The 13,524-nt window shown below is 72.8% G+C and carries 15 protein-coding genes and 1 riboswitch; of the genes, 4 read left to right on the top strand and 11 right to left on the bottom strand.

All coding sequences use genetic code 11. The annotated features are described in order from the left end of the window. Positions 1-14: 14 nt before the first annotated feature. The 11 genes from ACFVWU_RS09125 to ACFVWU_RS09075 all read right to left on the bottom strand — a co-directional run bounded on the left by ACFVWU_RS09125 (position 15) and on the right by ACFVWU_RS09075 (position 9,744). Positions 15-1,001: an NAD-dependent epimerase/dehydratase family protein gene (locus ACFVWU_RS09125; RefSeq protein ID WP_387617341.1), complete on the bottom strand. Its 987-nt coding sequence runs from the start codon at positions 999-1,001 to the stop codon at positions 15-17. Between the two features lie 98 nt (positions 1,002-1,099). Continuing rightward, the gene (locus ACFVWU_RS09120; protein ID WP_387617339.1) at positions 1,100-2,146 is read right to left on the bottom strand and encodes a hemolysin family protein; all 1,047 of its coding nucleotides are present in this window, start codon (positions 2,144-2,146) and stop codon (positions 1,100-1,102) included. Continuing rightward, the gene (locus ACFVWU_RS09115; protein WP_387617337.1) at positions 2,143-3,486 is read right to left on the bottom strand and encodes a hemolysin family protein; all 1,344 of its coding nucleotides are present in this window, start codon (positions 3,484-3,486) and stop codon (positions 2,143-2,145) included. Before ACFVWU_RS09115 ends, ACFVWU_RS09120 begins: the two co-directional genes overlap by 4 nt. A 207-nt stretch (positions 3,487-3,693) precedes the next feature. Continuing rightward, entirely contained in the window at positions 3,694-4,134 is a 441-nt protein-coding gene (locus tag ACFVWU_RS09110; protein ID WP_387617335.1) for a PH domain-containing protein, read from the bottom strand. A 216-nt stretch (positions 4,135-4,350) separates the two neighbouring features. Beyond that, positions 4,351-5,199, bottom strand: coding sequence for an ATP phosphoribosyltransferase (hisG, locus tag ACFVWU_RS09105; protein WP_380611313.1), 849 nt, complete (start codon positions 5,197-5,199; stop codon positions 4,351-4,353). Positions 5,200-5,259: 60 nt separating this feature from the next. After that, positions 5,260-5,532 (bottom strand): phosphoribosyl-ATP diphosphatase, encoded by a 273-nt coding sequence (locus ACFVWU_RS09100; protein ID WP_030306151.1) that lies wholly within the window; start codon positions 5,530-5,532, stop codon positions 5,260-5,262. A gap of 102 nt (positions 5,533-5,634) precedes the next feature. Beyond that, complete coding sequence (ribH, locus tag ACFVWU_RS09095) at positions 5,635-6,108, bottom strand: 6,7-dimethyl-8-ribityllumazine synthase (protein WP_380611312.1); 474 nt, start codon at positions 6,106-6,108, stop codon at positions 5,635-5,637. An 85-nt stretch (positions 6,109-6,193) separates the two neighbouring features. Next, positions 6,194-7,465 carry a bifunctional 3,4-dihydroxy-2-butanone-4-phosphate synthase/GTP cyclohydrolase II gene (locus ACFVWU_RS09090; protein WP_387617332.1) on the bottom strand — a complete coding sequence of 424 codons (1,272 nt, stop codon included), beginning with the start codon at positions 7,463-7,465 and terminating at the stop codon, positions 6,194-6,196. Beyond that, positions 7,462-8,109: a nicotinamide riboside transporter PnuC gene (locus tag ACFVWU_RS09085; RefSeq protein ID WP_387617330.1), complete on the bottom strand. Its 648-nt coding sequence runs from the start codon at positions 8,107-8,109 to the stop codon at positions 7,462-7,464. The genes ACFVWU_RS09090 and ACFVWU_RS09085 overlap by 4 nt, the downstream gene beginning before the upstream one ends. After that, positions 8,106-8,783: a riboflavin synthase gene (locus ACFVWU_RS09080; RefSeq protein WP_380611309.1), complete on the bottom strand. Its 678-nt coding sequence runs from the start codon at positions 8,781-8,783 to the stop codon at positions 8,106-8,108. The genes ACFVWU_RS09085 and ACFVWU_RS09080 overlap by 4 nt, the downstream gene beginning before the upstream one ends. Before the next feature lie 225 nt (positions 8,784-9,008). After that, positions 9,009-9,136, bottom strand: a riboswitch (FMN riboswitch). Between the two features lie 293 nt (positions 9,137-9,429). Then, complete coding sequence (locus tag ACFVWU_RS09075) at positions 9,430-9,744, bottom strand: antibiotic biosynthesis monooxygenase family protein (RefSeq protein ID WP_387617328.1); 315 nt, start codon at positions 9,742-9,744, stop codon at positions 9,430-9,432. Positions 9,745-9,956: 212 nt separating this feature from the next. Here ACFVWU_RS09075 and ACFVWU_RS09070 point away from each other — a divergent pair, with 212 nt between their 5' ends. The 4 genes from ACFVWU_RS09070 to ACFVWU_RS09055 all read left to right on the top strand — a co-directional run bounded on the left by ACFVWU_RS09070 (position 9,957) and on the right by ACFVWU_RS09055 (position 13,442). Next, entirely contained in the window at positions 9,957-10,652 is a 696-nt protein-coding gene (locus ACFVWU_RS09070; RefSeq protein ID WP_387617326.1) for an MSMEG_1061 family FMN-dependent PPOX-type flavoprotein, read from the top strand. A gap of 171 nt (positions 10,653-10,823) precedes the next feature. Then, positions 10,824-11,240 carry an HIT family protein gene (locus ACFVWU_RS09065; protein WP_387617324.1) on the top strand — a complete coding sequence of 139 codons (417 nt, stop codon included), beginning with the start codon at positions 10,824-10,826 and terminating at the stop codon, positions 11,238-11,240. A 142-nt stretch (positions 11,241-11,382) separates the two neighbouring features. After that, positions 11,383-12,426 carry a serine hydrolase domain-containing protein gene (locus ACFVWU_RS09060; RefSeq protein WP_387617322.1) on the top strand — a complete coding sequence of 348 codons (1,044 nt, stop codon included), beginning with the start codon at positions 11,383-11,385 and terminating at the stop codon, positions 12,424-12,426. 215 nt (positions 12,427-12,641) lie between these two features. Further along, positions 12,642-13,442, top strand: a complete 801-nt coding sequence (locus ACFVWU_RS09055) for a hypothetical protein (RefSeq protein WP_387617320.1) — start codon at positions 12,642-12,644, stop codon at positions 13,440-13,442. Positions 13,443-13,524: the final 82 nt, after the last annotated feature.

The following is a 13,524-nucleotide window of genomic DNA, read 5'->3' as shown; positions in this document are numbered from 1 at the left end:
TCTCCCCTACGACCTCACCCCTGGAGCAGCCTCGCCTCGCGCTCCGGGTCGAGCCCGACGTTCGGCCGGTCGGCGCGCCGGGGGGCGTCGCCGCCGATGGAGCGCAGCCAGGCCCAGGTGTCCTCGACCGTCTCGGCGACCGGGCGGCAGCGCAGCCCGGCGTCGACCGCGCGGGCGACCGAGGCACCGTGGAGGAAGTCGTACAGCTCGCCGGGCGCGAGCCAGATCGGCAGCTCGGTCCACGGCTCGACGCCCGCCGCGAGGATCCGCTCCGGGTCGGTCCAGCGCAGCTCGGCGTCCGAGCCGGTGGCCCGGACGCAGGCCGCCAGCAGTTCGCCCATGGTGGTGTGGCCGGCGGGGCTGACCACGTTGTACGGGCCGCCCAGGCGGGCCGCCGCCGCGTCCAGGGTCCAGATCGCGAGGTCGCGGGCGTCGATGTACTGCAGCGCCGTGTCGCGCGGGCCGGGGGCGAGCACCGGGCCGCCGCGGGCGATCCGGTTCAGCCACCACGGCAGTCGGCCGATGTTCTCGTAGGGGCCGAGGATCAGCCCGGCGCGGACCAGCAGGGCGCGCCCGCCGTACTCCGCCTCCAGCGCCAGTTCGGCGCCGCGCTTGGCCTCGGCGTAGGCCACCGCGCCGGTCAGGTCCGGGGAGGAGGGGACCACCGGCGCCGTCTCGTCCGCCCCGGCCCGCAGCGGGTGGTCGTACACCGACCGGCTGGAGATGTACGCGTAGTGGCCGACCCGGCCGGCCAGCTGCCGGGCGCTGTCGCGCACCGCCGTCGGGGCCCAGGACCAGGTGTCGACCACCGCGTCCCACTCCCCCGTGGCGAGCCCCGCGAGGCCGTCCCCGGTCGTGCGGTCACCCACCAGCACCCGCACGCCCTCGGGCGCGGGCCGGGTGCCGCGGTTGAGGGCGGTCACCTCCCAGCCCCTGGCCACGGCCTCCTCGGCGACGGCGCGTCCGACGAACTCGGTTCCACCCAGCAGCAGAAGTCTCATGCCGACCACCCTGCTCCGAGGGTGGCCGGCATGGGAACCGCTGAACGCTCTGGGCGGAATCGCCGCGGGCGGACACGCCGTCAGCGGAAGCGGGAACCTCAGGCGGTGGTGCGGTGGTCGGGGTCGTGCATCTCGCCGACCAGCTCCTCCAGCACGTCCTCCAGCATCACCACGCCCGCCGTGCGGCCGTCCTGGTCCAGCACGGCGGCCAGGTGGCAGGTGGCCCGGCGCATCGCGCCGAGGGCGTCGTCCAGCGGGAGGCCGCCGCGCAGCACCGTGATCGGCCGCCACAGGCGGGCCGGGACGGGCGCCGACGGGTCCTCCACGTCGAGGATGTCCTTGAGGTGGAGGTACCCGAGGTAGCCGTGGCCGGCCGGGTCGCCGTCGGTGACCGGAAAGCGCGAGAAGCCGGTGCGCAGGGCGAGCGCCTCGACCTCGGCTGCGGTCACCTTGGGGTCCACGGTGACCAGTTCCTCGGGCCGCAGCAGCACATCGGTGACCGGTCGCCGGCCCAGCTCCAGGGCGTCCTCCAGGCGCTCCTGCCGATCCTCGTCGAGCAGGCCGGCGTCCCGGGAGTCGACCAGCAGGTACATCAGCTGCTCGGTGGTGAAGACCGACTCGACCTCGTCCTTGGGCTCGACCCGGAACAGCTTCAGCACGCCGTTGGCGGAGGCGTTGAGCAGCCGGATCACCGGGGCGAGCCAGCGGGCCAGCCGGTCCAGCGGCGGGCCGAGCCAGAGCGCGGCCTTCTCCGGTCCGGCCATGGCCATGTTCTTCGGCACCATCTCGCCCATCACCATGTGGAGGAAGACCACGACGGCGAGCGAGATCCCGTAGGAGAGCGGGTGCATCAGGCCGGACGGGACGCCGATCGCGTGGAACGGACCCTCCAGCACGGCGGCGATGGTCGGCTCGGCGAGCGCACCGAGGCCCAGCGAGCAGACGGTGATGCCGAGCTGGGCGGCGGCCAGCATCGCGGAGACGTTGGACAGCGCGTGCAGCACGACGCGGGCGCGCTTGTGCCCGGCCTCGGCGAGCGGCTCGATCTGGCTGCGACGTACCGAGACGACGGCGAACTCGGCGCCGACGAAGAAGGCGTTGCCGAGCAGCAGCAGGAGGGCGAGGCCCAGTTGCAGCACGGTCATCGGGTCCCTTCCTCGTCCTCGCCGAACATCGCGGGCACGGAGGTGCGCTCCACCCGGACCTGGCTGGTGCGGTGCCGGTCGACGCCGGTCACGGTGAACCGCCAACCGGGGAGCTCGGCCTGCTCGCCCACCTCGGGGAGCTTGCCGAGCAGGTCGGCGACGAGGCCGGCCAGGGTCTCGTACGGGCCGTCGGGGGCGTTCAGGCCGATGGTCTCCAGCTGGTCGAGCCGGGCGCGGCCGTCGGCCTCCCAGGTGGGCTGGCCGTCGACGGCCGGCAGCGGAAGCAGCTCGGGCCGGTCGGCCGGGTCGTGCTCGTCCTGCACCTCGCCGACAATCTCCTCGACGATGTCCTCGACGGTGACGACGCCGGCGGTGCCGCCGTACTCGTCGACCACGATGGCCATCGGCTGGAGGCGGCGCAGCTGGTCGAGCAGCCGTTCGGCGGGCAGGGTCTCGGGCACCAGCAGCGGCGGCGAGGTCAGCTCGGCCACCCGCACCAGGCCGCGCCGGGCGGCCGGGACGGCCAGGGCGTCCTTGAGCGTCACGATGCCGGTGACCTCGTCCAGGCTGTCGCTGTAGACCGGGAAGCGGGACAGGCCGGTGGCCCGGGTCAGGTTGATGACGTCGGAGGCGGTGGCGTCGCGCTGGAGGGCGGAGACGTCGACCCGCGGGGTCATCACGGACTCCGCGGTCAGCTCGCCGAGACCCAGGGTGCGGACGAACAGGGCCGCCGACTCCTCGTCTATCGCGCCGGCCTTGGCCGAGTGACGGGCCAGCGAGACCAGCTCGGCCGGGGTCCGGGCGTGCTCCAACTCCTCGTGCGGCTCGATGCCGAAGGCCCGGACGGTCTTGTCGGCGGCGCCGTTCAGGAAGCTGATCAGCGGGCGGCAGACGAAGGAGAAGGCCATGTGCGGGGCGGCGACCGCGCGGCCCACCTGGAGCGGGCGGGAGATCGCCCAGTTCTTCGGGACCAGCTCGCCGATCACCATCTGGACGACGGTCGCCAGCACCATGCCGATCACCACCGCGGCGCCGCGGGCGGCCGCGTCGGGCACGCCGATGCCCGCCATCACGGGCCGGAGCAGGGTCGACAGGGCCGGCTGGGCGAGCATGCCGACCACCAGCGAGGTGATGGTGATGCCCAGCTGGGCGCCGGAGAGTTCGAAGGAGAGGTGCCGCAGGGCCCTGGCGACCCGGCCGGACTTGGCGTCGCCGGCAGCGGCGGAGCGTTCCACCGCGCCGCGGTCGGCCGTCACGAAGGCGAACTCGGCGGCCACGAAGAGGCCGTTGGCGAGGATCAGGAGAACGGCTGCGAACAACAGCAGCCAGGCGGTGATCACAGTGCCGCCTGCCTTCCGGGGTTCGGAAGCGAGGCGGCGCAGGTACTACCGGACGGATCGTCCATCGAGGGGGAGAGTCACTCCTCAGGTCGGTTCGACTCGGGTCGCTTTTGGGCAGGACTGAGTTTTTGCCCTGCTTTTACCAGCGTAGACCATACCGGCGCGAAGGCAGAAAGCGTGTTCGGGACCCGCCGGGCCGCGGCCCGCTCAGCCCTGGGCGTGGCTCTCGACCAGGTCGCGCAGCGCGCGGGCGTCCGCGATCGCCTGGGACTTGCCGACGCCGGACTGGATGCCGACCACCGCGAGCGAGGTGCCGTCGGAGAGGTCGAGGGTGGCCCACGGGTCGCCCTGGCGGAAGTTGACCCGGACGATCTCGGCCCAGGCGAGCCGGCGGCTGCGGACGAAGTTGACCACCGTCACGCCCTCCGCGTCCGCACGCACCCGGGGGCGGGCCAGCATGAGGCCCACGCAGGCGAACAGCACACCGCTGCCGATCATCATGATCCGGTCGTTGAGCTGCCAGTTCTCCGGCAGCAGGAAGGCCAGCACGGCGAACAGCACCACCAGCAGGGCGCAGACCGGCAGCAGCACCGCGCGGGTGCGGCGGGGCGCCCAGGTGACGGGGAACTGGACGGGCGGCGTGGACACGTGGGGTCTCCGGTGGTTCTGGTGGCGGCGTGCGGCGCGCCGGGTGCTGACGGTCAGGATGCCGACAGCGGGGTGCTGACGGCGAAGGGCGGGGACGCCGGTCGGCGTCCCCGCCCTATTGAACCGTTCTTTACTCGCGGCCTGCCGGGCGGGTCGTTGCCCGCGGTCCGGCGATCGGGCCGCGGACATGCCGTTGGAGCAGGCCGTTCGAGCAGGTCAGAGGCGGCAGGCGTGGATGTTGGTGACCAGGATGGCCCGGGCGCCGATGCTCCAGAGGTCGTCCATGATCTGCTGGGCCTCCTTGCGGAGCACCATCGATCGGACGGCCACCCAGCCCTCGGTGTGCAGCGGGGAGACGGTCGGCGACTCCAGGCCGGGGGTGAGCGCCACGGCGGCGCTGACCTTCTCGGCGCGGATGTCGTAGTCCATCAGCACGTAGCGGCGGGCCACCAGCACGCCCTGCAGGCGGCGCAGGAACTGCTCCACCCGCGGGTCCTCGCCTGCGCCCTTGGGGCGGATCACCACGGCGTCCGAGATCAGGATCGGCTCGCCGAAGACCTCCAGGCCGGCGTTGCGCAGGCTGGTGCCGGTCTCCACCACGTCGGCGATGACGTCGGCGACACCCAGCTGCACCGCGGTCTCGACCGCACCGTCCAGCTTGGTGACCGTCGCCTTCACGCCGTGGTCGGCCAGGTGCTGCTCGACCAGGCCGGTGTAGGAGGTGGCGATCCGCAGGCCCTCCAGGCCCGTCACGTCCTTGACGTCCACACCCTCGGGGCGGGCGAAGCGGAAGGTCGACCCGGCGAAGCCGAGGGCGAGCACCTCCTCCGCGTTGGAGTGCGAGTCCAGCAGCAGGTCACGGCCGGTGATGCCGACGTCGAGGCGGCCGGAGCCGACGTAGACGGCGATGTCGCGCGGGCGCAGAAAGAAGAACTCGACCTCGTTGTTCGGGTCGACGAGGACGAGCTCCTTGGGGTCCTTCCGCTGGCGGTAGCCGGCCTCATGGAGCATCTCCGCCGCGGGACCCGAGAGCGAACCCTTGTTGGGGACGGCGATGCGCAGCATGGGAGGTTGCTTCCTTACCTGTTGGGAGGTGGGTGTGCTCAAGGAGCTCGGGGGTCGGGTTCAGAGGTACTTGTAGACGTCGTCGAGCGTCAACCCGCGGGCGACCATCATCACCTGAAGGTGGTAAAGGAGCTGGGAGATCTCCTCCGCCGTCTGCTCGTCCGACTGGAACTCGGCGGCCATCCAGACCTCGGCGGCCTCCTCGACGACCTTCTTGCCGATCGCATGGACGCCCTGCTGGACGAGCTGCGCGGTACGGGAGGACGAGGGGTCGCCGGTGGCGGCCTTCTGCTGGAGCTCGGTGAAGAGCTCCTCGAATGTCTTCGAAGCCATGATGGGAATCACCATACGGCGTGCGAGCAGACCGGCGGTAAACGGTCCCGGACCGTGGACGGTCGAGTGGACGTCCACGGTCCGGGAACGGTCGCGTGCGGGTCAGGCGGTGGCGCGCAGCACCGCGGCGGTGGCGACGGCGGCGGTGACGGCCTCGTGGCCCTTGTCCTCGGCGGAGCCGGGCAGGCCGGCCCGGTCGAGCGCCTGCTCGTCGTTGTCGCAGGTCAGCACGCCGAAGCCGACCGGGACGCCGGTGTCGACGCTGACCTGGGTGAGGCCGACGGTGGCCGCCTGGCAGACGTAGTCGAAGTGCGGGGTGCCGCCGCGGATGACCACGCCCAGGGCGATCACCGCGTCGTAGCCGCGCTCGGCGAGGCGCTTGGCGGCGACCGGCAGCTCGAAGGTGCCGGGCACCCGCAGCACGGTCGGCTCGGCGATGCCCAGCTCCTTGAGCGCGCGGTGGGCGCCGTCCAGCAGGCCGTTCATCACCTTGTCGTGCCACTGGGCCGCGACGACGGCGACCTTGAGGTCGGCGGCGCCGTCGATGGTCAGCTCGGGGGCTCCGTGGCCGCTCATGTCGTTACTTCCGTTCCTTGGTGTGGGTCGTTGCGGGTCTCGGCTGCCGGGGCCCGCGGGTGTCAGGAGCCCGGGCGCGCGTCTGTCAGGAGCCCAGGCCGGGCAGGTCGTGGCCCATCCGGTCGCGCTTGGTGCGCAGGTAGTGCAGGTTGTGCTCGCCCGGCGCGATCTCGACCGCCTCGCGCCCCTTGACCTTGAGGCCGTGCTCGGTGAGCGCGGTCAGCTTCTGCGGGTTGTTGGTGAGCAGGGTGAGCGAGCGGACGCCGAGGTCCACCAGCATCTGCGCCGCGATGCTGTAGTCGCGGGCGTCGGCGGGCAGGCCGAGGTCCAGGTTGGCGTCCACGGTGTCGCGGCCCTGCTCCTGGAGTTCGTACGCGCGGAGCTTGTGGGCCAGGCCGATCCCCCGGCCCTCGTGGCCGCGCAGGTAGAGCACCACGCCGCGGCCGGCCTCGGCGACCCGCTGCAGCGAGGCCTCCAGCTGAGGGCCGCAGTCGCAGCGCAGCGAGCCGAAGACGTCGCCGGTCAGGCACTCCGAGTGGACCCGGACCAGGACGTCCTCGCCGTCCGGCAGCTGTCCGTCCGCGTCGAGGCCGCCGGCCACCAGGGCGATGTGCTCGACGCCGTCGATGGTGCCCCGGTAGCCGACCGCGGTGAACTCGCCGTGGGCGGTGGGCAGGGCGGTGACGGCGGCCCGGTCGACGTGCAGCTCGGTGCGGCGGCGGTAGGCGATCAGGTCCTCGATGGAGATGATCGCGAGGCCGTGCTCACGGGCGAAGGCGACCAGCTCGGGCAGCCGGGCCATGGTGCCGTCGTCGTTGACCACCTCGGCGATCGCGCCGGCCGGTGCCAGCCCGGCGAGCCGGGCCAGGTCGACGGCGGCCTCGGTGTGGCCGGGGCGGACCAGCACGCCGCCCTCGACGGCGCGCAGCGGGAAGACGTGGCCGGGGCGGGTCAGGTCCCCGGGCTCGGTGCCGGGCGAGGAGAGCAGCCGTACGGTGCGGGCGCGGTCGGCGGCGGAGATGCCGGTGTCGACCCCCTCGCGGGCGTCCACCGAGACGGTGTACGCGGTGCCCTTGCGGTCCTCGTTGACCTGGGTCATCGGCGGGAGCTTGAGGCGGTCCAGCTCCTCGCCGGTCATCGGGGCGCAGATCACGCCGGAGCTGTAGCGAATGGTGAAGGCCATCAGCTCGGGGGTGGCGGCGGAGGCCGCGAAGACGATGTCGCCCTCGTTCTCGCGGTCCTCGTCGTCGACCACGATCACCGCGCGACCGAGCGCGATGTCGGCGATCGCCCGCTCGACGGGGTCGAGGACGAGCTCTTCACCGATGCCGCTCTCGAAGGTCTGGTTCTCGGTCATGCCGTGACTCCCTGCGGGACGTTGGTGGACGTGACTCGCGGCTCACGGGTGCTCAGCCACCAGGAGCGCAGGCCGAGCAGCACCAGGACGAAGTAGATCGAGTAGGTGAGGCCGGAGAAGGTGTAGCCGCTGTTGAAGGCGAACGGGACGCCGACCGCGTCGACGGCGATCCAGGCGAACCAGAACTCCAGCCAGCCGCGCGCCTGGGCGACCATCGCGGCGAGCGTGCCGACGAAGATGTAGGCGTCCGACCAGGGGCTCCAGGACAGACTGGGGTAGGCGGTGAACAGCATCCCCAGCGCGACGGTGCCGACCGCGGTGCCGGCCACCAGGGCGGCCCGCTCGGGCCAGCTGGCGAACCGTACGGCGATGGTGCCGGTGTCGCGGCGGCCACGGTTCCACTGCGTCCAGCCCCAGGCGGCGGTGACGATGACGATCAGCTGCTTGCCGATCAGGCCGGGGACGTGGCCCCCGAGGTAGGCGGTGATCAGCACGACGCCGGACAGGAGTTGGACCGGCCAGCTCCACACCGAGCGGCGCCAGCCGAGCGCGAGGCCGCCGAGGCCGAGCAGGTTGCCGATCATGTCGGCCCACTTCACGTGCTCACCGAGGACGGTGAACGCTTCTCCGCTGAGCCAGCTCACTTGGGCTCCCCCGTGATGTGCTCCAGGTCCGGCAGGGTCGGCAGCGCGCGCGACTCGAGCAGCCGCTCCACGTACTTGGCGAGCACGTCCACCTCGAGGTTGACGCTCTCGCCGGTCGTCTTGGCGCCGAGCGTGGTCAGCGCGAGGGTGGCCGGGATGAGGCTGACGGTGAAGCTGTCGCGGGCCGCCTCCACCACGGTGAGGCTGACGCCGTCGACCGTGATCGAGCCCTTCTCCACCAGGTAGCGGGAGATCGACTCCGGCAGCGAGAAGCGCAGCACCTCCCAGCGCAGGTTGCCGTCCGCGTCGCGCTCGCCGGGCTCGCGGCTCAACAGCCGCCCGGTGGCGTCGACATGGCCCTGCACCAGGTGGCCGCCGAGGCGGGCGCCGAGCGCCATGGCGCGCTCCAGGTTGACCCGGGAGCCGGGCTTCAACTCGCCCAGGCTGGAACGGTGCAGTGTCTCGGCCATCACGTCGGCGCTGAACTCTCCGGTCTCGGCGGCCAGTTGCTCGGGGCTGTCGACGACGGTCAGGCAGACGCCGTTGACCGCGATGGAGTCGCCGTGCCGCGCACCGGAACAGACCACCGGGCCGCGCAGGCGGATTCGCGAGGAGTCGCCGATCTCCTCGATCGACACGACCTCGCCGAGCTCTTCGATGATGCCGGTGAACACCCGGGTCTCCTCGCGCTTGGGGCGCGGACTCCGGGGCGGCAGAGGGAGATGACACGGACGGGCAACGGTGCGCGAACCTGCGGACACGACCCGTCGCCGGGGTGCCGGAGCCGCCGGGAGATCGCTCGCCCGGCCCGGGAGACACCTCTCCCGCCGTTCACCTGACCGCGGTCCGGTCCGGTTTCTCCGGTTCCGATGGACCACGGGTACTGCTCTTCGTCCGCCCGCGCACGCCTCCCATCCGGACTTTAACCGTCGGTCCAGGAATTTCACCTGGTCAACCGGCCGCTGGCTGCGGACGGGTCGCGGACTGTAACCGCCGGTTCGGATTTTCACCGACCCCGGAGTGCGCTGAACGTCACTGCTGTTGACGTCATTGTGCCACGCGCGGTGCGAGCCCAGGGAGGGTCTTCGACTGTGGCCTGTTTCACGGTTGGCGCGGGGAATGCGCGGCGGGGTGGCGGGCGCTGGTTCCGGGCCCGCTGGTGTGGGGGCCTGGTGGCGCGATCGGGCGGCACCCGGCGGACGGGATCCACCCGGTGCCGTTGTCCGCGTAGGACCCCGGTGGTGCGAGGGCCCCTCGGCTTCCGAGGGCTTCCCGGTGTTCGAGGAGCGGTGCAAGGCCCTGGTGCTCGGGGTCGGCGGTTCAGAGGGTGGCGGGTGCGGCGATCGACAGGAAGTGGGTGACCTCCGGGGGGTGCGAGAGAAAGCACAGTTCGCCCTCCGACCAGACCGGCCGGATCCGCCACATCGGCCCGGCGTAGCCGCGCAGGGCCTCCTCGTCGCGCCAGCGACTCACCACGAGCACCCGGTGCCCACCCTCGGTCACCGAGCGCAGCAACTCGCCGCCGAGGCAGCCGTCCGTACGCCCCAGCTGCGGGATCACCTGGGTGGTCAGGTGCGCGCAGAACTCCTCGATGCGATCGGACACGACCTGTCCGGCCCAGATTCTGACGATCACGACCACCACCTCCGGCTGGCTGGAGTCCCTGGCCCCATTATCAGCGGAAAACCGCTGGTGGGGAGGGGTACGACGGCACTTTCACGGACAGTTGGGGACGCGATGGCGGGCGGCCGGGGCGGCGGTGCGGGACGGAGCCGGTGGCGGATCGCGGCCCGGGGTGTGGCGAAGGACTCCGGCTCGGCCTCCCCGGAGTCCCGTACATTCCCGGTATGACCACCACACCGGATGCTGCCGTACCGTCAACCACCGCTCCGGACGCGCCGAACCGCCTGTTCGCCGCCTTCAGCGCGGGCGCCCTCACCGATCCGGCCCAGCTGCGCGAGATCTACGAGCAGCCGGGCGATCACGCACGCCGCAAGCAGGTCGACCGTCTGCACGAGGTCGCGCAGCGGCTGATCGCGTGCTCGTCGCTGGTCTTCGTCGCCAGCTCCGACGCCGCCGGGCGCTGTGACGTCTCCCCGCGTGGCGGGCCGGCCGGGCTGGTCTCGGTGCTCGACGAGTACACCCTGGCCATACCGGACGCCACCGGCAACAAGCGCCTGGACACCCTGCACAACATCCTGGAGAACGGCCGCGTCGGGCTGCTCTTCGTCGTGCCGGGCCGGGACACCACGCTGCGGGTCAACGGGCGGGCCTGCGTCTCGACCGACCCGGAGCTGTTGAGCCGGCTGACGGCGGTCGGCAAGCCGCCGCGCAGCGCGATCGTGGTGGCGGTGGAAGAGGTGTACGCGCACTGTCCGAAGGCGTTCCTGCGCGGGTCGGCGTGGAAGCCGGAGAACTGGCCGGCCAAGGACGCTCAGCCGAGTTCGGCGGAGGTCACGCTGTCGCACCTGCGGGACGAGTCGCTGACCATCGGGATGATCGAGCAGACGGAGCGGGAGGCGCTGCTGTACCGGTACGAGTAGGGGCACGGGCCGCGCCGCACCGATCACTTCCCCGCTGCACCGCGCCCGGGGCGGGGGCGGGGGCGGGGCGCGGGCGGGCGGGCGCACCCGCTCGGCGGCCGGACGGGTGACGTCCGGCGAGCCGGCGTTTGCGGGGGTGCCGGGGCCGCCGCCGGTCGTTTGAATGGACGGATGGACTGCGTGTTCTGTGCGGTGGTGGCGGGTGAGGAGCCCGCGCACCGGGTGCTGGACGACGAGGCGGCGGTGGCCTTCCTGGACCGCCGGCCGCTGTTCCCGGGCCATGTGCTGGTCGTGCCGCGCGCCCACCACCGGACCCTGGCGGACCTGCCGCCGGCCGAGGTCGGGCCGTTCTTCCTGCGGGTGCAGCGGGTGGCGGCGGCCGTCGAGCGGGGGCTGGGCGCGGCCGGCAGTCTCGTGGCGGCGAACAACCGGATCAGCCAGTCGGTGCCACACCTGCACGTCCACGTGGTGCCGCGCAATCCGAAGGACGGGCTGCGCGGGTTCTTCTGGCCGCGGGGGAAGTACCCCGACGAGGCGGGGGCGGCGGAGGTCGCGGCCCGGCTGCGGGCGGCGCTCGGGGAGCCGTAGCCGGCCGCGAGGGTGGCCACGTCGTGGTGTCCGTACCGTGCGGAGAGCAGCGGGGCGTACCTCCGGAGGAGCAGCGAGAGGGGGGCGAAATCGGCTTCCAGGCGGACGAATTCGCAGGTCGGGGCGGCCTAGGCTGATGACCATGGAAGAACTCGTCAGCCTCGTGCGGCAGACCGCCGACCGGCTCGCGGGCCAGCACGTCGGCGCGGTGGTCGCCGGGCTGGCCGACGGCGCCGTGGAGATCCACGGCGCCGGGCGGACCGGCCCCGGCGGCGGTGTGCCCGGACCGCACACCCTGTTTGACATCGGTTCCGTCACCAAGGTGTTCACCTCGCTCGTGCTCGCGCGACTGGCCCTGGACGAGGCGGTGCGGCTCGACGAGCCGCTCGCGGAGGTGCTCGCGGACACGCCGACCGTCCCGGTCCGGGGCGGGCAGCCGGTCACCCTGCGGCACCTCGCCACCCACACCTCGGGGCTCCCCCGGCTGCCGAGGGGCATGGCCGCGCAGGCGCTGCTCATGCCCAACAGGCCGGATCCGTACGCCGGTTGCACGGCCGAGGCGGTACTGCGCGGGCTCGCCAGGACGCGGTTGCGGGCCACGCCGGGGCGCAGCTTCCGCTACTCCAACCTCGGGGTCGGGCTGCTCGGGCTGGCCCTCGCCCAGCGGGCCGGCACCGGGTACGGGGAGCTGGTGGCGCGCGAGGTCTGCGAGCCGCTGGGGCTCAAGGACACCTGCCTGCGGCCGGGCGAGGAGCAGTCCGGGCGGCTGGCGCGCGGGCACGCGCCGGGCGGGCGGCCGGTGCCGTACTGGGACTTGGCGGCAATACCGGGCATGGGCGGGCTCCGCTCCACGGCCGCGGACCTCGCGGCACTCCTGCGGGCCCAGCTGTCCGCCGGCCGCGAGCCGGACGGGCCACTGGCGGCCGCGATCACGCTCACCCGGGACACCCGGCACCGGGTCAACCCGTTCGCCTGGGCGCACCTCGGCTGGCTCGGGCACCGGCTGCACAGCCAGCAGGGCGGCCATCTGCAGCTGTGGCACAACGGGGGCACGGGCGGGTTCAGTTCCTTCGTCGCGTTCGATCCGGAGAAGCAGGTGGGGGTGGTGGTCCTGGCGAACACCCGGCGGTCGGTGGACCCGGCGGGGACGGCGCTGCTGCGGAGGCTGCAGCTCGGGCGTGTCTGACGATTCCCGCCGGGCGCGCGGATCGTCGGACAGGCCCGGGACCGGCGCGACGGGGCGCTGATCGGCGCCTCTCGGGGTGGAACGGGACACGGTCCGACCGTTTCGGGCCAAAAGGAGTCGATTGGCACTGTTCCCGGGGGCGGTCGGGCCTTGATGCTGATGATCCAACAGTCGCGGTTCCGCTTGGAGGGATCACCGAGGACAAGGAGGCCGAAGTGGCGATGGTGTGGTCGCCGGTGTGGGCGCGGTCGCTCATGCCGGAGGGCGGCCAGGCTCGGCGCGGGTCGGCCGGACCGCTCGGGCCGGTGGTGCGGGTGTACCGGGGCTTCCGGCCGCTGCCCTGGCGGGCTCGGACCTGGATGGACGCCGGGGCGGCGGTCCTCGCGGTGCTGCTCTGCCTGGCACTCGGCGAGTGGTGGCCCTCGCCCGTGGTGGCCGCCGCGGCGGTGCTGGCCACCAGCGGCTACGGGCGGCCGCGCCCCGGGCTCGGATTGCGGTCCGTACGGCTCCACGAAGGCGGGCTGGCGCTGGTCGGGGCCGGCGGCGGCGAGCGGCTGCTGCCGCGGAGCGAGGTGGAGGCCACCGAATACTTCCCCGGCGGGCGGCACGGGGAGCCCGAGCAGGGGCGAATATGGCCCGCCGGCGCCGACGACCCGCTCGCGCTGACACGGTTGCGCGGGCTGGAGGGGCTGTGCCGGGAGGTGGACGAGCGACTCTCCCCCGACCTTCGGGCCGCGCTGCAGGATGTGCTGCGCACCGAGGGGAGCGTCCGGTTCGCCCGGGGGCGGCTGACGGTGACGACCGGCGGGCTGGTGCACCGGCCGCCGCATCCGCCGGCCACGACGGAGGCCTACCGATGGTCGGAGGTGCGCGAGGCCCGGGCGTCCGGCCTCGGGGAGCTGGAGATCCGGACAGGCTCGGCCGGACTGCCGCTCACCCTGCCGGTGCCCAATGCCCGTGCGGCGGCCGAGTTCCTGGAGGAGGTGCGGGCTCGGAGCGTCGAGCGGAGCGCCTAGCGGGTTGGATTCCCGAATCGTTAGAGGGTTGGATTTCCAAACCCATAGACCTATAGTGAGTTTGCTTTTCCAACGACCCCGC

It is taken from the genome of Kitasatospora sp. NPDC058190 (assembly GCF_042883685.1).
Lineage (GTDB): Bacteria > Actinomycetota > Actinomycetes > Streptomycetales > Streptomycetaceae > Kitasatospora.
The sequence above is the reverse complement of the archived record's forward strand: the minus strand, read 5'-3'. Positions and strand labels throughout refer to the sequence as shown.